Annotated in this window: 17 protein-coding genes and 1 pseudogene; 7 read left to right on the top strand and 11 right to left on the bottom strand. The window is 57.8% G+C overall.

The features are described 5' to 3' along the window. The first annotated feature begins 2 nt into the window (after positions 1 to 2). The gene (locus RL_RS16020) at positions 3 to 2,135 is read left to right on the top strand and encodes a beta-galactosidase (protein WP_011652613.1); all 2,133 of its coding nucleotides are present in this window, start codon (positions 3 to 5) and stop codon (positions 2,133 to 2,135) included. A gap of 252 nt (positions 2,136 to 2,387) precedes the next feature. Here RL_RS16020 and RL_RS16015 read toward each other — a convergent pair whose 3' ends face one another. Continuing rightward, positions 2,388 to 3,365: a LysR family transcriptional regulator gene (locus RL_RS16015; RefSeq protein WP_086935555.1), complete on the bottom strand. Its 978-nt coding sequence runs from the start codon at positions 3,363 to 3,365 to the stop codon at positions 2,388 to 2,390. A 48-nt stretch (positions 3,366 to 3,413) separates the two neighbouring features. Between RL_RS16015 and RL_RS16010 the strand changes: the two genes are divergently transcribed. Continuing rightward, positions 3,414 to 4,400 (top strand): MBL fold metallo-hydrolase, encoded by a 987-nt coding sequence (locus tag RL_RS16010; RefSeq protein WP_011652611.1) that lies wholly within the window; start codon positions 3,414 to 3,416, stop codon positions 4,398 to 4,400. A gap of 26 nt (positions 4,401 to 4,426) precedes the next feature. After that, a complete protein-coding gene (locus RL_RS16005) occupies positions 4,427 to 5,512 on the top strand; it encodes an aldo/keto reductase (protein WP_011652610.1) in 1,086 nt (361 codons plus the stop codon). Positions 5,513 to 5,668: 156 nt separating this feature from the next. Here RL_RS16005 and RL_RS16000 read toward each other — a convergent pair whose 3' ends face one another. Then, positions 5,669 to 6,649 carry an alpha/beta hydrolase family protein gene (locus RL_RS16000; protein WP_011652609.1) on the bottom strand — a complete coding sequence of 327 codons (981 nt, stop codon included), beginning with the start codon at positions 6,647 to 6,649 and terminating at the stop codon, positions 5,669 to 5,671. 149 nt (positions 6,650 to 6,798) lie between these two features. Between RL_RS16000 and RL_RS15995 the strand changes: the two genes are divergently transcribed. The 3 genes from RL_RS15995 to RL_RS15985 are packed head-to-tail and all read left to right on the top strand — an operon-like array spanning position 6,799 to position 8,432. Further along, positions 6,799 to 7,125: a PadR family transcriptional regulator gene (locus tag RL_RS15995; protein WP_011652608.1), complete on the top strand. Its 327-nt coding sequence runs from the start codon at positions 6,799 to 6,801 to the stop codon at positions 7,123 to 7,125. Further along, positions 7,122 to 7,694 carry a DUF1700 domain-containing protein gene (locus RL_RS15990; RefSeq protein ID WP_011652607.1) on the top strand — a complete coding sequence of 191 codons (573 nt, stop codon included), beginning with the start codon at positions 7,122 to 7,124 and terminating at the stop codon, positions 7,692 to 7,694. Before RL_RS15995 ends, RL_RS15990 begins: the two co-directional genes overlap by 4 nt. A 33-nt stretch (positions 7,695 to 7,727) precedes the next feature. Further along, a complete protein-coding gene (locus RL_RS15985; RefSeq protein ID WP_011652606.1) occupies positions 7,728 to 8,432 on the top strand; it encodes a GIN domain-containing protein in 705 nt (234 codons plus the stop codon). Between the two features lie 353 nt (positions 8,433 to 8,785). Here the strand turns inward: RL_RS15985 and RL_RS15980 are convergent, their stop codons facing one another. The 3 genes and pseudogenes from RL_RS15980 to RL_RS15970 all read right to left on the bottom strand — a co-directional run bounded on the left by RL_RS15980 (position 8,786) and on the right by RL_RS15970 (position 11,676). Continuing rightward, entirely contained in the window at positions 8,786 to 9,430 is a 645-nt protein-coding gene (locus tag RL_RS15980; RefSeq protein ID WP_011652604.1) for a hypothetical protein, read from the bottom strand. Positions 9,431 to 9,679: 249 nt separating this feature from the next. Beyond that, positions 9,680 to 10,613: pseudogene (gene ctlX, locus RL_RS15975) on the bottom strand (citrulline utilization hydrolase CtlX). A gap of 7 nt (positions 10,614 to 10,620) precedes the next feature. Beyond that, positions 10,621 to 11,676: an ornithine cyclodeaminase gene (locus RL_RS15970; RefSeq protein ID WP_011652603.1), complete on the bottom strand. Its 1,056-nt coding sequence runs from the start codon at positions 11,674 to 11,676 to the stop codon at positions 10,621 to 10,623. A 138-nt stretch (positions 11,677 to 11,814) separates the two neighbouring features. Here RL_RS15970 and RL_RS15965 point away from each other — a divergent pair, with 138 nt between their 5' ends. Beyond that, complete coding sequence (locus tag RL_RS15965; protein WP_028740977.1) at positions 11,815 to 12,252, top strand: Lrp/AsnC family transcriptional regulator; 438 nt, start codon at positions 11,815 to 11,817, stop codon at positions 12,250 to 12,252. Between the two features lie 106 nt (positions 12,253 to 12,358). Here the strand turns inward: RL_RS15965 and RL_RS15960 are convergent, their stop codons facing one another. The 6 genes from RL_RS15960 to RL_RS15935 form a co-directional block, all read right to left on the bottom strand. Next, the gene (locus RL_RS15960; RefSeq protein ID WP_003541035.1) at positions 12,359 to 12,697 is read right to left on the bottom strand and encodes a slr1659 superfamily regulator; all 339 of its coding nucleotides are present in this window, start codon (positions 12,695 to 12,697) and stop codon (positions 12,359 to 12,361) included. A 7-nt stretch (positions 12,698 to 12,704) separates the two neighbouring features. Next, the gene (locus RL_RS15955) at positions 12,705 to 13,265 is read right to left on the bottom strand and encodes a slr1658 superfamily regulator (protein WP_011652601.1); all 561 of its coding nucleotides are present in this window, start codon (positions 13,263 to 13,265) and stop codon (positions 12,705 to 12,707) included. A gap of 3 nt (positions 13,266 to 13,268) precedes the next feature. Continuing rightward, a complete protein-coding gene (locus tag RL_RS15950; RefSeq protein ID WP_011652600.1) occupies positions 13,269 to 15,632 on the bottom strand; it encodes a SpoIIE family protein phosphatase in 2,364 nt (787 codons plus the stop codon). Further along, positions 15,629 to 16,801, bottom strand: a complete 1,173-nt coding sequence (locus RL_RS15945) for a class I SAM-dependent methyltransferase (protein WP_011652599.1) — start codon at positions 16,799 to 16,801, stop codon at positions 15,629 to 15,631. The genes RL_RS15950 and RL_RS15945 overlap by 4 nt, the downstream gene beginning before the upstream one ends. Continuing rightward, positions 16,798 to 17,307 carry a hypothetical protein gene (locus tag RL_RS15940; RefSeq protein ID WP_041936384.1) on the bottom strand — a complete coding sequence of 170 codons (510 nt, stop codon included), beginning with the start codon at positions 17,305 to 17,307 and terminating at the stop codon, positions 16,798 to 16,800. Before RL_RS15940 ends, RL_RS15945 begins: the two co-directional genes overlap by 4 nt. 75 nt (positions 17,308 to 17,382) lie before the next feature. After that, positions 17,383 to 19,038 (bottom strand): putative bifunctional diguanylate cyclase/phosphodiesterase, encoded by a 1,656-nt coding sequence (locus tag RL_RS15935; RefSeq protein ID WP_011652597.1) that lies wholly within the window; start codon positions 19,036 to 19,038, stop codon positions 17,383 to 17,385. Between the last annotated feature and the right edge of the window lie 182 nt (positions 19,039 to 19,220).

Raw genomic sequence — 19,220 nt, 5'->3', positions numbered from 1 at the left:
CCGTGTCCGACAAGACCCTCTCCGTATGGAACCCCGTCAAGACCGACCGCTTCCTCGTCGGCGCCCCGCATTATCCCGAGCACGTCGATGAAAGCTACTGGGAGCGCGATGCCGAGCGCATGGCGAAGGCCGGCTTCAACGTGGTCAGAATGGCCGAATTCGCCTGGCATATTCTCGAGCCGAAGCTCGGCACCTTCGATTTCGACCTGTTCGATCGTGCCATCGCCATGCTCGGGCGCTACGGCATCGACACGATCATGTGCACGCCGACGGCAACGCCGCCGCGCTGGCTGACCGTGGCGCATCCGGAGATCTTAAGGGTCGACGGCAAGGGGCGGCCGATGAGCCATGGCTCGCGCCAGCACTGCGACACGGCAAGTCCGGTCTTTCGCGAACACAGCCGGCGGATTACCAAAGCGATGGCCGAGCATTATCGCGACAATCCTTTTGTCGTCGGCTGGCAGACCGACAACGAGCTGAACACCAGCATGCCGGAGAGCTTTTCGAAGGCGACGCTTTCCGAATTCCAGGCCTTTCTTGCCGGCAGATATGGCGAGATCGGCAAGCTCAATACGGCGTGGGGCGGCGATTTCTGGGCGACGGCCTATGACGGCTTCGACCAGGTGGTGCTGCCGATCGAGTTCGGCCCGACCTTTCCGAGCCCCGGCCATCTGCAGGATTATCATCGCTTTCTGGCCTTCTCGACGGCGCGCTTCCAGCACGATCAGGTCGAGATCCTGCGGGCCGTGAAGCCTTCCTGGTTCGTCTTTCACAATCTCGGCGGTCTTCGGGATATCGATTTCCGCGGCCAGTTCACCACCGATCTCGATTTCGTCGGCTACGACATCTATCCAATGCTCTATGACGAGTTCCAGCGGCTCGGAAACCACGCCAAGGTCCAGGCGCTGCACCTCGATATCTGCCGCGGCTTCTCCGGCAACTACATCGTGCCCGAGCAGCAATCGGGCTTCGGCAGCCAGCCGGGCTTCTGCACGCTGACGCCGGAGCCGGGGGAGCTGCGCCGCATGGCGCTTTCCTCGGTTGCCCATGGCGCCGATGGACTGATGTTCTTCCGCTGGCGGCCCGCTCATTTCGGCGCCGAGATCTACTGGATGGGCATCATCGATCATGACGATATCGGCCGCCACCGCTATGAGGAGGCCAAGCGCTTCGCGACCGAAATGACGGCGCTGAAGGACAAGATCCTCGGCACCTATGTGCGCATGGATGTCGGCATCGCCGGCTCCGATTTCGACAATCAGGAAGCGCACAAGACCTATCCGATCGGCCTGCCGAGCCCGCAGGACGATGCGGTCCTGCTGCACCAATATTGCTACGACCGCGGCATCGCCTGCGGCTTCATTCATCCCGAGGACGATCTTTCCAAGCTGAAGCTGCTCTATGTGCCCCATTGGGTGATGTGGAAGGACGAATGGACTGAAAGGCTGAAATCCTTCGCCGAGCACGGCGGCACCGTTGTCATCGGCGCGCGCACCGGCACGCGCAACGAAGACAATCACGTCATCCGCGAGACCGCGCCCGGCACGTCGCTATCCCAGCTCACGGGCGTGCGTGTCGAGGATTTCGGCCGTCTCGCCGCCCCCGGCGCCAATGGGCTTTTCGATGTGATGGAACGTTCGGGCGGGCTTGTGATTCCGCCGAACAAGCCGGCGGAATCGCACCGCCGCGAACGCCGCTTCAAGATCGGCAACCGCGAACTGGTCGGCGGCTATTTCTATGAAAACCTGGCGATCGCAAGCGATGTCGAGGTAGTTGCGGCCTGGTCCAACCGCTATGCCGAGGGCCAGCCGATGGCGACGTCGCGTAAAATCGGCAAGGGGCAGGTGGTCTATGTCGGCACCTATCTCACCCCGGATCTGACGGCAGCGCTTGCCGAGCGGCTGTTTGCACCCGTCGGCATCGAGCCGTTACTCGGCGACCTTCCCGAGGGCGTCGAGGTGACCATGCGGATGAATGACGACCGGCGGCTGCTGTTCATCCAGAACTACACCGACCAGCCGGCCGCCATCGGCGGCGTTCCCGCTGGCCGTGATCTCCTCGATGACGAAAAACCGGTTGCCGGTAGGCTCGATCTCGAAGGCTACGGCTGCGCGATCATCGAGCTCGCGGGGTGAGTTGCGCTCGCCAGGCGAAAGCTTGGCGAGGGCTGCTGCTGCATTCTCCGTCGTCCTCGGCCTTGAGCCGAGGATCCATATCACGGGCGCTGACGGGTGATATTGTAGATGCTCCGGTCGATCCCGAGCATGATGGAGAGGACTGCCAGCGGAAGGAGTCATTCATAGCGCAGACGCCGATCACGATCTTTCAAAGTCGGCGTTGTCCTTTCAGGTCGAGAAGCGAGTCAGGCGTAGGGCATGACTGTTCAATTACGGCATCCGGGACAGCTTCCAATCGTAGGAGCGCAAGAAGCTCACCAGTTCTCGCATGGCGGCGCTGGAATGTCTTTTGCTCGGGTAATAAAGATACCAGCTTGGCAAAAGGGGGGTCCAGTCCTTCAGAACCTCCGTCAACCGGCCGTTCGTCAGGTCGGGTGTGGCGTAGTCCTCGAAGATATGGGCCAATCCGCATCCGGCGACAGCGGCCTGCAGTTCGTTGTGTGCGGAACTCACCGTCAATCGCCCCTCCGGCAAGACTTCGAGGGCGTCTCCGCCTTTTTCAAATTTCCAGGATACCAGCGTGCCGCCGGGAAATCGTCGTCGAATGCAGTTGTGGCCGGCGAGATCATTGGGGGTCAGAGGCAGGCCATGTTTTGCAATATAGTCCGGCGACGCCACGATCGCGTATCGAAGCGATGGTCCCAGCGGTACTGCGATCATATCTTGTGCCAGTTGCTTTCCGAACCGAACGCCCGCGTCAAAGCCTTGCTCGACGATGTCGATGACCGCTGCATCGCTGATGAGCTCGACCTTGATGTCGGGGTATGTGTCCATAAAGGTGAACATTGCCGGACAGAGCAGGTGATCGATTGCGGGGCCTGGCGCATTGATGCGAAGGGTGCCGGACGGGTTTTCCTTTAACTGGTTAAGGTCATCGACTGCGAGGCGGATGTCCGTCAAAGCTGGACCGAGGCGTTGCAAGAGACGCTGTCCCGCCTCCGTCGGCGAAACGCTTCTTGTTGTCCTGTTGAGCAGGCGGATGCCGAGCGCCTCTTCCAAAGCGTTGATTGTCTGGCTGAGTGCTGATGATGAAACGCCTCGCTCCAGGGCGGCGGCCCTGAATCCGCCGCACCTGACGATCGCCGCAAAAACATCCAGGCTATCCAAGCGAAACTGATCCATTGCGAAGCTTACCTTATCAAGCTGCGTAGATTTGCTCGTCTTATCAGCGCAGTGATTTGAGGTCATCTAAATACCTCAACCGCACATGCGGATTGTCGACTGAAAGGAAAAGCAATGGATCGACTCACATTGAACCGGCGAACGGTCATGGTTTCAGCGGTTGCTGGAACGGCCGCTCTGCTGCTCGGAGGTTCAGCCGGATCAGGCAATGCGCAGGTGCAGAGCCCGGACGCCCGTAATGTTGGATATTATCGATTTCGGGTCGGGCAGATCAAAGCGACAGTTTTGAGCGATGGCGTGATCGGCGGCCCACCGACGGTCTATGCCAACGATGCTCCGGAGGCTGAGCTGCAGGAGGTCCTTCGTCGCGCTTTCCTTCCTACCGATCACATGACACTTCAACTCAACACGCTGCTGCTGGAGGTCGGCGACAGGCGGATATTGCTTGAGGCGGGAGCCGGGGCCACGATGGGACCGAATGCGGGGCGTGTGTTCGACAATCTCGCCGCCATCGGTCTCGATGCAGGCGATATCGATACGATCGTGGTGTCCCACACGCATCCTGATCACGTCGGCAATCTCAGCACTTCCGAAGGCAAAAAAGCGTTTCCCAATGCCACCGTCTACGCACCCCGGGCAGACTGGGATTTTTTTGTGCGCAACGATCCCGATCTCTCCTACATGCCGGTACCAAGGGACTTTCGTGACCGGTTTGCAGCAGCGATCAAACGGAGTGTCGAGCCGATCGCAAAGGACATCGAGCTCTACGAGGCAGGTGCGGAAATCGTGCCGGGCCTCACCACGATAGCTGCGCCCGGACATACGCTTGGCATGGCAACATTCCTGGTCCACTCAGGAAACGACCAACTGCTCCTCACTACGGACCTTGCCTATCACCCGGTCGTCAATATCGACCATCCATGGCGACCCGGACCTGACAGAGACAAGGATACCGCGCTCGCGTCGCGCCGCCGCATATTCGATATGGCCGCGACCGATAGGCTCCTCGTTCTCGGGTTTCACTACCCGTTCCCGGGGCTGGGACGAATGCTCAAGACCGACATGGGTTACGCCTGGGTCCCGGCGGGCTGGCAGTTTTGACCAGAAATCCAACTGGAGGTTTTCTCATGACCCGAACGACAATCGGTCGGCGGCGCTTTCTGGGGGCGATGGGGCTGACTGCCGCGAGCGCAGCGATCGCAGCAGAAACAAAGGCACAAGACACGACAGGCGATGCGCCGCTCCCATCGACGCCGGCAACGGAGCCCGTCCTGACGCGCACGGTGCCGAAAACCGGAGAGCGGCTCACAGCCCTCGGACTTGGCACATTCCTGACATTCGACCGTCGACCGGGTGAAGCGCGGGACGACCTGCGGGAGGTGTTCAGGCGCTATGTCGCCGGTGGCGGCCGCGTCGTTGATACCTCGCCCTTGTATGGGTCTGCCGAGGTCAGCGTTGGTCAGTTCATGGCGGAGATGCCCGAGGCGTCCGAAATCTTCCTGACAAACAAAATCTGGGCGACGGGAGAATATCTGGGCGACGAGAGCCATGCGGAGGAAAGCTTTCAGCAGTCGAGGCTGCGGACATGGCGTGACACGATCAACCTGATGCAATGTCACAGTATCACAAATGCGCAGGTCGTCGTTCCGCTCCTTCGTTCATGGAAAAAGGAAGGGAAAATTCAGCACGTCGGTATCACGCATCACGAGGCTTCGGCCCAGGAGGCTCTCACGAAATTCATCGAAAGCGGTGAGGTCGACTTCGTGCAGACCAACTATTCCATCTTCGACAGGAATGCCGAAAGGCGTCTCCTGCCATCGGCCGCAGACAACGGTGTCGCCATCCTGATCAATCTGCCGCTTGAAAAGGCCAGATTGCTCAAAGTCGTCGAAGGCCAGCCGTTACCGGAGTTCGCAAACGAGTTCGGCGCGAAAACCTGGGCGCAATTCTTTCTGAAGTGGGTCATGGCCCATCCCGCCGTAACCTGTGTCCTGTGTGGTACTTCCAACCCGGACCACATGAGTGACAATCTTCAGGCGATGCGCGGCCCACTTCCCGACGAAGCGATGCGCCGACGTATGTTTACCCACATGGAAGCTATCCCAGGCTTTTCCTCCATAAGCACGATGCCATGGTATCCCGGCAAGGAGCAACTGTACTCGGGTCTGATCCGCGATGCGCAGGCGAAAGCCAGGAACCGGCTTGAAGAATGATGTCCGGGTGCCGTCGAGACGTTCCGTTCGACGTGGTCTGGCGAAGCTCCACCGAAGCGGACACTTGGCCGTGGCTGAAAGCTCCACAATGAATGATCGTGCTCCGCAAAGGAAAGCCAGACGTGAAAACCTAAGCCGTTCGTATCACAAGGCAGTTCACTCCCCTAGATTTCGCCGGAAGAACGCGACCACTTCAGCATTGAACTCCCTGTGGAAAGCGGCACGGTCGAAGCCCGGAGCATCGATGCACACGTCCGAAGACAGTTGGGTTTTAGGGCACATCGTCAAAAACGACAGATGGACGCCGTTGGGGACGATTCGGAAGTCAGGCTTTTCCGGCAATACACGCGCAAGTGTCGCCACATTTTCCGGCGATGCGCCGCCACCCCCTCCCAGCTCCGATCCCCATAGCTGAAGCGGAATCGTGATGTCCCTCACGCTATCTGTAGTCTGAAAGACGATGCTGAGAGGGTCTGCGACCACCATCGCCCTGATGCGGGAATCATGCGTTAGCGTCTGGGGCAACGGAGGTTGTTGCGGGGAGCGGGTTTGATTGGCCTGTGGGCAGCCGTCTGCTTTCGGGTCGGCGCAACGCGGCGGCAACTTGCTGAAATCTGGATTGGCCCCAGCAAGAACAAGACCAGTATAGCCGCCCTGGGAGAAGCCATAGAAGCCGATCTTTTGCGGATCGATCTTGGCGGAATCCGGGAAGCCGGTGAGCATGAAATCAATGGTTCGCTTGATATCGACGGGTCGTCCGATCAGGGCGCTCAAGCCATTCCCGCGGCTCATATCGGCATAGTTTGCATGCGGATGATTGATGGCGACCACGACAAAGCCGGAATCGGCCAAGGCCTCGGCCGTGTCATGATGGCCAAGATACCAGCCGCCATAGCCGTGCGAAATAATCACGAGCGGCAACCCTTCTCCAGCAATCGGGCAATCCGGAACCGCTGGAATCGTAAGCGCTCTGATCTGCACTTCTTCAGGCGCTTTTATGCAAGGCGACCACATCGCCGCGTCGATTGCCGGACCATCCCGCCCGCCCGGGATGTGAAGGTATTTCAGGCCTGCCGCCTGCGCAGTCGACATAGTGAGACAAGAAGCGGCCGCGAGGGCCAAGCATATGCGTGTCATGGTGATTGCTCCGATCCGAGAGAATTATGCGGCGGCCCGGCCTTTCACCGCGCGGCTCGTGTCGAGAACGAGAAATTTGGCGAAGTTGGTTCACTATCTTGCAATAACAGGTAGCGTGTTATAAACAGTCTGTAAATACTGGAAATGACATGGTTGACTCGATCCAAATCCAACTGAGAAAAGGCGCGCTCGATCTGTGCGTCCTTGCCGTGCTGTCACGGGGTGAGAGCTATGGCTATGAAATCGCCAGCACCTTGGTCGCGGCCGTCGGCATGGGCGAAGGGACTATCTATCCCCTGATGCGCCGCATGCAGAATGATGGCCTTGTGGCCACCCGACTTGTCGAATCCAGCAGCGGGCCGCCCCGCAAATACTATCGGCTCACGCCGCTCGGTGAGACCGTTTTCGAGGCGCATCGCAGCGACTGGCGCTCCTTTACGGCGGCCGTCGATAAACTTCTTGAGGATTTATCATGACCAGGGATGCCTTTCTGAACACGCTGCGGCTTGGGCTTCGCGGTCTTCCAGGCGAAGAGATCGAAGAAATCATGTCCGACTATTCGGCCCATTTTGCCGAATCCGAGAGCCGGGGACGCAGCGAGGCGGAGGTGGTCTCGGCACTCGGTGAGCCTGCCAGGATCGCGCGGGAACTGCTGGCCGACATCGGACTGAGGCGTTTCGAAAAGCATTGGAGCCTCTCGAACCTTATCGCTGCGGCCATGGCACTGGCCGGACTGGCTATTGTCGATCTGCTTGTCCTGCTGCCGTTGTTGTTACTGGCAATTCTACTGGCGGTGGGGTTTGCGGCTGGACTGTTGGCGATTGGAGCAGCCGGATTGAATGTCATTGTCACGGCTTTGCTCTTTAACCCAGGTGACGCGTTGATGGCTCTGCTGGCCCGCCTTTGTATCGGCGCTGGACTTGTGAGCGGCTTCCTCGGAGGCGGCGCTTTGCTTCTAATGGGGCTGGGGGCCGGTATCCACGTACTCGGCCAGTATGCGCGATTGCATTTCCGTCTGGTCCGGCCGGATCGGCTCGGCAACTGAGAATTTCAACCAAAGTTATCGAAGGGACGAGACATGACCCGCACACTGGCATTCATCGCGACAGGTGGACTGATCGGTGCTGCCGCCTTTCTGACGCTCGGAACCGTTCTTTCCGGATCTGGCTGGGCCAGCGCAGCATATTTATGGAAAGGGGGATCGACGTGCGAGCCTGCGAGCGGCACGCAGCAGCAAATTACGCTGCCTTTTATTGCGGGCGACAGGCTGGTGATCGACTTGCCCGGCTCCATACACTACCGGCCGGGGGAAAAGGCAGAGATTGTCGTCAGCGGAGACTCAGCGCTGCTCAGTCACTTGCGCATCGAATCCGGCCGACTGGGCCTGGGTTGCGCGCCTGGCTGGTCTGCGTCGCAGCTCGATGTCAAGCTATCGGGGCCAGCCATCACCAGATGGGATTTGCTCGGCAATAGCGACCTGACTCTGTCGCAGATCAACCAGCCGGAGCTTCAGGTGAACATCAAGGGCAGCGGAAACTCCTCCGCGACCGGAATTGCAGACGCAGTTAATCTCAGCATTTCCGGCTCTGGCGAAGCCCGGTTTGAAGGCCTGACTGCGCAGTCGGCGAGGGTGAAAATCCGAGGGAGCGGCGATGCAAAGGTGACCGCAAAGGTAGATGCGGATGTTTCGATTTCCGGGAGCGGCAATGTCGAGTTGTCGGGGCATCCGGCGATGCGGCGTGCAGAGATCAAGGGTAGTGGCCGCATCGTGCAGGTGCCGTGAACACGGACGTCATCCGGCTCGGCGCGTCAATGTCAGTAAATGGCGCCTAGTTGCCATGCCTGGCAGGACCGCTGGTCCTCCACACCGAATTCAGGATTCTTTGTCCAGGTGCAAGTGCACACCGCCTACAAGTTCAACCAGGACCGCGTCCAGTCGACAAGCGTGCCGATGGTTCCAAAGAACAGCGACTTAGCGGGGGCTTATAATCGGGCCTCGCTCGCTGCGCAGCGGTTTGCGTTCGAAAATATGCAAAAAAAGAGCATCTCCGTACTCAAACAAAACGGTGATGCTCTTCGTAGTTTAGTGCGGAGCCATACTTGTCAGCTCCACACCGCTCGCAACTGATTTATCGGCTATTCGTCTGATGTCGCCGGCGCAGCGTTCTCCAGAGAGGTGCGGATTTGATCGATCTTCCCGTTTGCGTCGCCAACCCCGAGGATGGTTTTGGCCTGGTTCAGAACCGCCGGACTGACTTCACCGGTTTTCGTTGCGGCAGCCAATGCGTCCTCCAGCGCCTCGTCCCCCAACAGAGGGTCATCGGCCGCGGGCTCGATTCCGTTGTCGAGTTCATACTGGGCATAAGCCACGGCATAGGCCGCGATGGCCGTCATGCGTGGGTCCGACGTATGCATCAACGCCTTGTAGTTTCGCTTCAAGGAGTTCAGGCCCGCAAGTTGCGCCGACAGGTTCTTTTGTTTGGTGCTGACTTTGGTCTCGTCTGCCTTGACGGACTTGGACTTGCTTGCCGCCTCGGTGGATTTGCCTTTCACGCCTTGAGATTTGGAGTTGCCATGGGTTGAACCGCTACCCTGGCTGCTGCTGCCATGGTTGCCGCTGTTTCCACTGCCGCCGTGACCGCCGCCATTGCCCCCACCGTTGCCGCCACCGTTTCCACCGCTCTTTGCCTGTGCGGTCATGTCGATTCCGGCAATCGTTGCCGGGCTTGCTGCAAGAGCCAGCGAAAGCGCGGCCAAGGACGCTAAGGTTGCTATCCGCATTGTTTTCCTCCAAGTCGGATCAAGCGCCGTGCAGATGCAAGGCTTGAACAGATACGAGAGGTTAGACGGTGATCGCGCGTTGCACATCGGACCGAGGTCCGATGCCGGCCCCGGCAATGGTCTTAGATGGCCTGAAATGCTTAACGATTCCTCTAGGCCCAGAGAGGCCATCGGTTTGAGCTCATTGCTGCTCAGGGTTTTCCGGTCGGCCTGAGAAAGGGGCTTCCTCGATTTGGCGTCGTCACGCAATCATCGCGGCGTCAGATGGATGCCTGCGAGCGTGCAGCGGACCGATCCACCGGCGCGCTCGATGGTAGGGATATCAAGCGCGACCAGTTCGGCGCTTTCCTCGATCGTGTTGCGTTCATCCCGGCTTAGGGATGCAAGCGCCGTGGTCGAGAGCGCAAGGATACGCGCCGCATTTCCCTGGAGTTCGAGAGCGTTGCCGGCGAAGGAGGCGATCTGATCGTTGGTGAGTGCGATGACGCCGCGGCCGGAGCGCTCCAGTCTTAGAACGACCTCCCGCCGTCTTGCCGCATCGGTCATCATCTCCAGTCCGATCATGGCGAAATCGGTGGCGATGCACATCAGGACATTGGTGTGGTAGACGGCGACGCCGTTTCCATCGCGTGCGTCGAATACCATCGGCTCTCAGTTGAAGTGGGTCGAGAAGCGCTCCAGCGCGATTGGATCGGTGCGGTCGGCGCGGACGGCATAGGCCACCCGATCGATGTGATCGAGAACCATGGCGCCGGTGCCCTCGAGAAACAATCCGTCCGGCTCGAGGCCGGAATAGTCGATCACCTCCTGCACCCGATACTGGCTCTTCAGCATTTCGAGGACGTCGCTGCGCCGCTCGTGCCGGCGGCTGACGGCCTTCATCGGATAGATCGCCACATGCCCCCCCGGCATGGGTGGAAAACCAGTTGTTGGGAAAGACCGAATCCGGTGTCTCGGTACCGGTGTCGTCGAAAAGATGCACGTTCACGCCATGGCTTCTAAGCACATCGGCCGCCCGGGTGATTTCGTCATAGGCCGCCAGTGAAAGGTCTTCCGTCGCATCCGGGCTGGACTGGAACAGGTTGTCGATAGCCGTCTCGGTATTCACGGTGAAGTGGTGCGGCCGGACCATGACGACAGCGGGGGCTGCCTGGACGGAATATGTGACATGTCTTGGCATCATCGTGCTCCTATGCCTGCTTTGCTCGCTGCAACATGCCAAACAGGTCGCGCGGATCGTCCGGGTCGGCGATGATATCGAGGTCCTGGTAAAGCCCGGTCCCCTTGAGCCTGTCACGGACATAACGAAGAGCGGAAAAATCCTCGATCGCGAAACCGACGCTGTCGAACAGGGTGATCTGGCTGGCATCGCGGCGGCCGGTCGCCTGTCCCGTCACGACCTGCCAGAATTCGGTGACGGGATAGTCGGCATCCATCTGCTGGATCTCGCCCTCGATGCGGGTCTGTGGCGGATATTCGACAAAGGTGTCGGCGCGCAACAGGATGTCGCGATGCAATTCGGTCTTGCCCGGGCAGTCTCCGCCGATGGCATTGATATGGACGCCAGCGCCGACCATGTTGTCAGTCAATATCGTCGCGTACTGCTTGTCGGCGGTGCAGGTCGTGATGATATCGGCATTTTCGATGGCCGATTGGGACGAACTGCAGGCGGTCACCTTCAGCCCTGTGCCTGAAAGGTTGCGGACCATCTTTTCCGTCGCCAGCGGATCGATGTCGTAAAGCCTGATGTGATCGATGCCGCAGACGGCTTTCATGGCAAGCGCCTGGAATTCCGCCTGGGCGCCATTGCCGATCATGGCCATGGTGCGGGCACCCCTGGGTGCGAGGTACCGCGCGGCCATGGCCGAAGTCGCGGCGGTTCTCAGTGCCGTCAGCAGGGTCATTTCGGTGAGCAGCACCGGATAGCCGGTCGAAACTTCCGCCAGAAGGCCGAAAGCCGTCACGGTCTGCAGGCCTTGCGCCATGTTCTTCGGATGGCCGTTCACATATTTGAAGCTGTAGATTTCGCCGTCCGAGGTCGGCATCAGCTCGATCACGCCTTCGCCGGAGTGAGAGGCAACGCGCGGGGTTTTGTCGAACGATCCCCAGCGACGGAAATCCGCCTCGATGACGTCGGTGAGTTCGGTCAAAACGGTTTCGATGCCAATGTGGTGGACAAGACGCATCATGTTCTCGACGCTGACGAAGGGTACGAGAGCTTTTTCCGATGGAAGGGGTGACGACATGCTGAATTCCTCCTGCATATGCTCGAGGAGAAAGATTAACTGTCCCGCATGTTGGCCGAAAGCTCAAATCTGTGCTAATTCTGGCAGCAAATTGTGCAATTCGTTCAGTTCATTTGCGCGAAATTACAGGGGGGCAATATGACTATCGCGAAATACGCACCCGACGATCTGGATCGGCGGATTATCGCTCACCTGCGCGCCGACGGCCGCGCTTCCTTGAGCAAGCTGTCCGATGCACTCGGTGTCGCACGCGGCACAGTTCAGAACCGGCTGGATCGCCTGTTGGAGACGGGTACGTTGCTCGGCTTCACCGTCCGAGTGCGGGAGGACTACGACGTCAACGCCGTGCGTGCCGTGATGATGGTCGAGGTCGTCGGCAAATCGACGACCCAGGTCATACGAAAGCTGCGCGGCCTGACGGAAATTTCAGCGCTGCACACTACCAATGGCAACTGGGATCTCGTCGCCGATATCCGGGCCGCAAGTCTTGCCGACTTCGACCGGGTTCTACGCGAGGTGCGGATGATCGACGGTGTCGCAAACAGCGAGACCAGCCTCCTCCTCAGCAGCGTCTGAGGGCGCAAGCGTGGTCCGCGGAGCGCCATCACGGCGGCTGTCGGCGTTGGCTTCGATTTATGATGGCGCGTCGAAGCGTGAATTGGCTCTTCCCCGGAAAGAGAAATCACGCCAAGCGCAAATCGACAAGCGGGTGTAACTTTTTGAGATTCGGCAGGGATTTCGCTTGCCAAGGATATTGGCTGGTGCCTTTGACGACGAGCAGGAGGTCGTCCATCTTTCTGGCTTCAATCGTCAGCTTGGCCAGGAGATTTATGCCAGAGGAATTGAGGAACTCGAGACCCGTCAGGTTGAACGTCACCTGTTTGTGCCCCTCATGGAGAAGGCCTGATATCAAGGAGTAAATGGGCGCATAGGCGTCCGGTCCCGCCAGCCGGAATACGCCATCGAAATAGACCTCGTTTTTCTCAGCCCATACGCGGAAGTTTTCGTCGCTGATTTCCATTCTTCGCTCACAGATTGGAGGAGGGCGGCATCGCCACTGCTGCAGTCGTCGTCAGTATGACACGCTGGTCATTATTCCCTTCGAATGCCCATGCCATTTTTGCATCGTAATCGCTCAGAAGGGTGAGCAACCCCAAGCCCGAACCGCTTTCTGCCGATATGGCATTGGTTTCGATTTGCTCAAGAAGAAGTTCGCCGGGGTCCCTCGATTGAAGGCGATGCAGCAGTTGCTGAAAGCGAGACGATGTCACGCCATCGATCGTGTTCTTCACCCTTATTAAAAAAGTACCGTCGAATATGCCGGCTTCAATGAGGATTTCCCCAGGTTGGCGAAACTTAACGGCATTTTCGATCAGCTCGTTGCTGAGATATCCGATGTCATGATGCGCCTGCACATAGTCTTTTCTTGAACGTGAATAGGGCAGAGCCATGACCTCCGCTATAAAGTCGGAAGTCATTCCTGAGTGCTTCCATCCAAGCTGAAGCGGTCCGTCGCTTAACGTGAGGCGAGTGCTTGATTTCAAGCTTATGCCCGTCAGAGATTCGATACCATATACCGTTGGCGTCATGTCTCACCTATGTCGCACTGCGAGAAGCGTGATGTCGTCGTAAATCTTCTGCGATCCGATGAAGAGCATTAATGTCGTTACAATTCCGGCAACGACCTTCTCAGCGCTCTGGTCCTTCAAGCGCAGTGCTTCGCGGCACAGACGTTCGATGCCAAAGAGTTCTCCAGCGTCGTTTTCGGCTTCTGTTACGCCGTCCGTATGCAGGAGTATGAGGTCGCCCGTCTCGAACGTTATTTCGCGGGTTTTAATGAAGGCAGAAATATCGGCTTCCAGCCCGATCGGTATACCCAGATCCATGGTGTCTATGCGCTCGACCTCGCCATTCGCCCGCACGACGACAACTTCCTCGTGTTGTCCCGACAGGATCATCTCTTTGCCGTCGTAGTCAAGAAACGCCAGAGTGAGATGCTTGTCGATTTTGGTCCTCACTATGTTTTTAAACAGGGCGCTGTTCAGGTCTGTGAGAAATTTGACTGCATCGGTGTTTCCGGCTTCCTGCAGGGCGCGGGCGACGGACTGAACCATCAACATCAGCACGCCGCTTTCGAGCCCGTGTCCGGTGACGTCGCCGATGCCAATCTTCAACCGATTTCCGCTCTTCAATACGTCGTAATAATCGCCGCCGACTTCTTCTGCAGGTCTCATATAGGCTGCGATCTCAAGGGCCTGAAACTCCTCAAGCTCCTGGTGCAGCGGAAGAACCATGAGCTGGATTCTCTCGGCGACGGCGAGTTCCGTTCCGAGACGTCGATTTTCTCGCTGGAGCTGTGCGTTCAGCGTCGAAATCTCTTCCTTTGCATCTTCGATTTGAGCTGTTCGCTCTTCGACAAGCTGCTCGAGATTTTCCGTATGATAGCTGATCTGTTCGGCCATCCGGTTGAATGCTTCACCAGCCTCGCCGACCTCATCTTTGGTTGTTATGGCCACCCTGACCGAATAATCCTTCGCCTGAATCCGTTTGGCGGCATCTGCAAGTGCACTGATTCCGCTCGTTATTCGTTTCGAAGCCGCAATTACTGCTATAGCCACAACAAGCAGTGACATTAGGATCGCCAGGATTTGGTAGATCACGATCCGGTTGGTAGCTTCCGAAATTTTGGCCTGGGCCGCATAGAGGGAGGCCTGGATTTCTCGTTCAGGCACAACCACTCCAAGAGACATCGCCTCTTGCCGAACCGGGCCGCTGGACCAGAGATTGGTCGCGGGGAGTTTCTTGACGATAACGATATAGGGGACCTCGTTTCCCTCCTGCTGCAACAACAAATGTTGGATGCCCAGTTCACGATCAAGGGCCAGTTTTGCTATCGCAGGCTGGGAGCTTCCCTTCAGGGAGCGCTCCAGGCCGGTCAAGGCGCTGGCTCCGCTCGCATCGCTCGCAGAACGCAGACCGAGGGTTTTTTCTCCTGTGCTGTTGATCGCCACAACGTTTCCGTCGGACATTGCGAGAAATCCAAAGCCGGACTGGGCCACTTTCACATTCTCAACAATCTGCGCGAGCTGGTCGAGTGTGATGTCCGCGCCAGCCGTCCCGGCGACATCCTGCCGGTCGGCTGTCCACAATGGATGAAAGAAACTGACGATCAGCTTTCCGGTAATGGCATCGGTATATGGAGCGGTCTGCGTGATATCGTCGGCGACCGGCCGCGTTTTCGCGTCCTTGGCCCAGCTCTGCCAGGACTCGTAAAGCCCGGGGAAAAAGAAGTCCCAGAAATCGGCTTCGTTGTGCCCCGAATAAAGGCGATCGAAGGTCTGAGCCTGGTCGGTGTAAGGCGCCGTCCTGAAGATTGGCCGTTCTTTCGGTCCGATGTAGTACATCTGCAGCTTGGAAGCGCCGTGCTGCAGCAGGCTCGGCGCAACGATGTCGAGAACCGCGCTCGTCTCTAGATCGCGCTGGATGTCGGGTTTCGGCCGATGGTCAGGTCCGAGCAAGTAACCCCAGACGCTCACAACCGAAGCGGAGCCGGGCAGGTTCTGAGACCATTTTCCCTTCTCGTCGTAAACAAGGCTGACGCTACCAGGCGATGTGCGCGCGATCGCCGCGCCGACATCGGAATTACGCTCGGGATCGTCGATTTGCGCCTGGAGCACACCTGCCAGGGTGCCGACGTCGCTATGAACCTGCCGCAGGAGCAAACTCACCTGGGCTGCGGTGGAATCGGCATATGTGCGGATGTATTCCTGGCTTGCTGCTTCCAGACCCTGTCCGACTTCGAGGGTGGCGTCGCGCGACAGCCTCTGAACATTCCAAAGTGCCAGTCCGCCGCTGACCAGCAGATCAAAGAGGACAGCTCCACCGACAACCAAGATGAACTTTGCCCGAAACGAACCTAGTCTTGCCGGTCTTTTCGATGAGCTTCTGTCCATCACAGTGGCTTTCGGCCGGAAGCTGCCCAGATCGGCCAGCCTGCATAACCCTTGGGGTGAAGAGCAGCAAAGACATGATCTTTGAATCCTTGCCGGAACCTACGAATGAAATCTGATGAGTCGCCCCGTCGAACGGCCATCTCACCCGCGTAGACATTTTCCCAAGCTTCGATGATGTCTGCGAAGTCCTGGGGATCCCCGTCAAGATTCGTGACCATAAAGGAATCGACCTTGATGTTATCGAAGCCCGCGTCGGCGAGGAGGTGGCGGCTTTTCGGCCCCATCTCGACATCCATGTCGAAGTGCTTGAACAGTTTGGCGACTTCTTCGTAAGTCCATTTTATGGATTCAGCATGTGGCTCGCCCAGACAATGCGAGTTTTTTTCGTTGGTGATGTAGACACGGCCGCCAGGCTTGCAGATGCGGTAAAGCTCCCTGAGCAGCATCTCGGGACGGTTGAAAATCTGCAGCGAATGTCGGCAGGTGACAAAGTCAAATTGATTGTCTCGCAGCAGCATTTGGGAAGCGTCACCGTAGGTGTACTCGATTCCCTGCAGATCGAAGTCGGCCGCGACCCTGCGCGCATATTCGAGGCTGCGCACGGAATGATCCAGCGCGACAAGGCGTGCCGGTTTAAATTCCCGTTGAACCAGGGCGGCGAAATCACCAATTCCGCAACAGATATCTGCGATGACAAGACCGCTGCGCAGGCCGTGGCGAGGCAACAGTTCGCGTTCGTGTCTCCATGTCATTTTCGTCTGGGTACGCAGAATGGGAATGAAAGTCTCATCCTCGACAAAGCTCTGCCCCGGATAAAACGCCGAATCGTAGACTTCAACCGACAGGCTTGGTTGTGATGCCGCCAGCGTTTGGAATAACGAGGTCGACCATGCCACCACGCTCGACGTAATGATGACGATCTTCCGTTCCGGTCTGATCCGGGAACTTGCCGCGAGTATATCAGCCAGGGCCGCGAAGGCAGTCATGTTGATGTGCGTCAGACGTTTGACATTGACGTAAACGACCCCGCTGTATTTTTCCAAACTTTGCTGCACCAGCTTGAGGGCGTCGGTGATTTCAGCGGCGCTTTCGGGGCGCATCTTGCCAGACAGCAACAGCTCCTGATTTGTCGGATCAAAATGAACAGTGAAGGGTAGGGGAAGCAGGCTCATTGGAAGTCCTCGATCGAGGGGAAATCCGCAATGATGTGAATCCCTTGTCTGCCGTCTTTCTCAATTCGGATCGTGGCGCGGAATATTGCTGCCAAATCACTAAGCAAAACCGTCCCGTCGGACTTCATCACCACGTATCCAGAGCCGGCGCCGGGGACAGGCTGGTGTTCGCTTGCTCTTGCACTCGTGTGCTCTCGGCTAGATGCTTCCTCGCACGGAAACGTAATTCTCAGCCGATTGAATGTCGCATTCCGGTAGAGACTGAAACTGATCCTTCCCAGCTCGCTCGTCGAACGGAAGGCAAGTTCGATGAGCTCGTTCGTCGCGACGGAAAGAAAATTGGAATATCGAGCGGGATCGCTGTGACCTTGGCCGAGAATGTCTGAGAGATATTCCGTAATCTTGTCGCAAAACTGCCATCGGGATTTGAACATCGCAACGTTCAGTTCCAGCGATACCATCGGCGAAAATGCATGGTCATCGAAGCTAGCTGCTTCCTGTTCCAATAAACCCTCCCTTCTTTTGCCTGGGGCGTCAGGTTGATGCATGCGATAGCTAAAGGCACGGCGAAAATCGGTTGTTCACTGTGGTAGCGCTGGGCTTACGGATGTGTCCGCCCGGGTGATGAACTCGCCAATCGCCTGGACCGGAAGCGGCCTGCTGATCAAATAGCCTTGAAGTCTGTCGCAGCCCACACTGCGCAACCATTCCGCCTGACCTGGCGTCTCTACCCCTTCGGCTGTCACCTGCATGTCGAGGTCATGTGCAAGGTTAACGATGCAGCGGACGATTGCCTGGCTTTTCAGATCGCTTTCGAGGTCGGTGATAAAGTATTTGTCGATTTTGATCGTGTCGAACGGGAATGTCTTCAGATAGCTCAGCGAAGAATATTCGGTCCCGAAATCATCAAGCGAGATTCGTATCCCTAGCACGTTCAGAGTATTCAGGGTGTCGATATTGTTGACGGTCCGCTCAAGCAGCACGCTTTCGGTTATCTCAAGCTCCAGACGGTCGGGCGGCAACCCGATCAAGTCCAGCGTCTGGGAGACCCTATCGGTGAGGCCGCTTGTCAAGAATTCAGCCGCTGACAAATTGACAGCGACGATATAGTTCTGCGGCCACTTCATTGCCTCGCGACACGCCTGCTCCAAAACCCATGCACCTATTTCCGGCATCATTCCATCGGCCTCGGCCATCGGAATAAATGCCGTTGGCGGGATTTTTCCAAGGAGGGGGTGGTGCCATCTGATCAATGCTTCGAAGCCGACAATGCAGCCGCCCTCGGCGATGGGTTGGTACTCAATAAAAAATTGTTGTTGGACCAAGGCCATGCGAAGGCTGCGGCGCAGCAGTTCGCGTTGTTCCAGCAACTCAAGCATTGAGGGATCAAACGGCCTTGCGCGACCGCGCCCGTCCTTCTTCGCGGCGTAGAGTGCGACGTCGGACGCCTTCATCAGCTGCTCCGGAGTTGTACCGTCCGGTGGAGCAGCAGATATGCCGATGCTGGTACCGACAAATAGCGCGATGCCATCTATCGTGAAGGGCTTTTTGAATGCATCAACCAAAGCTTCCGCTAGCTGGTGCCCTTTGGCGGGATGTCCCGGGCCCCTTGATATGACGGTGAATTCGTCACCCGCCAGTCGATAGGCTCTGTCGTCCCTGGTAAGGCACTCTTGAATGCGGCTTGCAGCGAGCTGAAGAAGCTTGTCGCCGGCCGGATGCCCAAGCGTGTCGTTAACAGGTTTGAAATCGTCAAGATCGAGTTGCATCAGGGACAGAGTCTCATCCGAGCCTGCGGTCTCCCGTAACAACACAGCAAGGTCCTCGCTGAACTGGCGTCGGTTCGGCAGTCCAGTGAGCGGATCGTGGGTGGCCAAATGCAAAAGGGTTGCGCGCTCATCGTCGATAGATTCCTCGGACCGAACCACGGCAAACAGATCTCCGATCCGATAGATCGTCAGTCCGTGCGACCCTGGCGCGCCAAGATCCCCCGATATTTGCAAGGGCTGAGCACTGTCACCCAATGAACGGAGGGCGAGCGTAATCGCCGATTTGTCCAATTCTGGAAAATGCTCCCAAAACGACGCAGCTGGTTTGACAGAAGCAGGCAGCTCATTGCCCAGCAAATTCTCGACGGGATTGAAATCGCGGTCAAAGAACAAAAGCCGGTCGATCGAGCTCGAAGCTTTTGCCTCTGTTTGTCCGAGCGCCGAGGGGGCCGCATGAATTTTCCGCATGTCCGAGGCCCTCCCTAGTCGCATGTCATAACCAGATATTGTAGCAAATCAGCTCCCGCACAACTTGTGCACGCCAAGATTTACATTAGGCATTTCTGATTAACAATCCCCAACTTCTGCCCAACTCGCGCTCGGACGGGCTTATGCAACGTCTTTATTGCCGCGACCCATTTACATCCATC

It is taken from the genome of Rhizobium johnstonii 3841 (assembly GCF_000009265.1).
Classification (GTDB): Bacteria; Pseudomonadota; Alphaproteobacteria; order Rhizobiales; family Rhizobiaceae; genus Rhizobium; species Rhizobium acaciae.
This window is presented reverse-complemented; position numbering and strand designations above follow the sequence as displayed.

Coding starts and splice junctions, on each gene's coding strand:
- RL_RS16015 (WP_086935555.1), bottom strand. CDS start 3,365: ATGACCTCAAATCACTGCGCTGATAAGACGAGCAAATCTACGCAGCTT.
- RL_RS16010 (WP_011652611.1), top strand. CDS start 3,414: ATGGATCGACTCACATTGAACCGGCGAACGGTCATGGTTTCAGCGGTT.
- RL_RS16005 (WP_011652610.1), top strand. CDS start 4,427: ATGACCCGAACGACAATCGGTCGGCGGCGCTTTCTGGGGGCGATGGGG.
- RL_RS16000 (WP_011652609.1), bottom strand. CDS start 6,649: ATGACACGCATATGCTTGGCCCTCGCGGCCGCTTCTTGTCTCACTATG.
- RL_RS15995 (WP_011652608.1), top strand. CDS start 6,799: ATGGTTGACTCGATCCAAATCCAACTGAGAAAAGGCGCGCTCGATCTG.
- RL_RS15990 (WP_011652607.1), top strand. CDS start 7,122: ATGACCAGGGATGCCTTTCTGAACACGCTGCGGCTTGGGCTTCGCGGT.
- RL_RS15985 (WP_011652606.1), top strand. CDS start 7,728: ATGACCCGCACACTGGCATTCATCGCGACAGGTGGACTGATCGGTGCT.
- RL_RS15980 (WP_011652604.1), bottom strand. CDS start 9,430: ATGCGGATAGCAACCTTAGCGTCCTTGGCCGCGCTTTCGCTGGCTCTT.
- RL_RS15970 (WP_011652603.1), bottom strand. CDS start 11,676: ATGTCGTCACCCCTTCCATCGGAAAAAGCTCTCGTACCCTTCGTCAGC.
- RL_RS15965 (WP_028740977.1), top strand. CDS start 11,815: ATGACTATCGCGAAATACGCACCCGACGATCTGGATCGGCGGATTATC.
- RL_RS15960 (WP_003541035.1), bottom strand. CDS start 12,697: ATGGAAATCAGCGACGAAAACTTCCGCGTATGGGCTGAGAAAAACGAG.
- RL_RS15955 (WP_011652601.1), bottom strand. CDS start 13,265: ATGACGCCAACGGTATATGGTATCGAATCTCTGACGGGCATAAGCTTG.
- RL_RS15945 (WP_011652599.1), bottom strand. CDS start 16,801: ATGAGCCTGCTTCCCCTACCCTTCACTGTTCATTTTGATCCGACAAAT.
- RL_RS15935 (WP_011652597.1), bottom strand. CDS start 19,038: ATGCGGAAAATTCATGCGGCCCCCTCGGCGCTCGGACAAACAGAGGCA.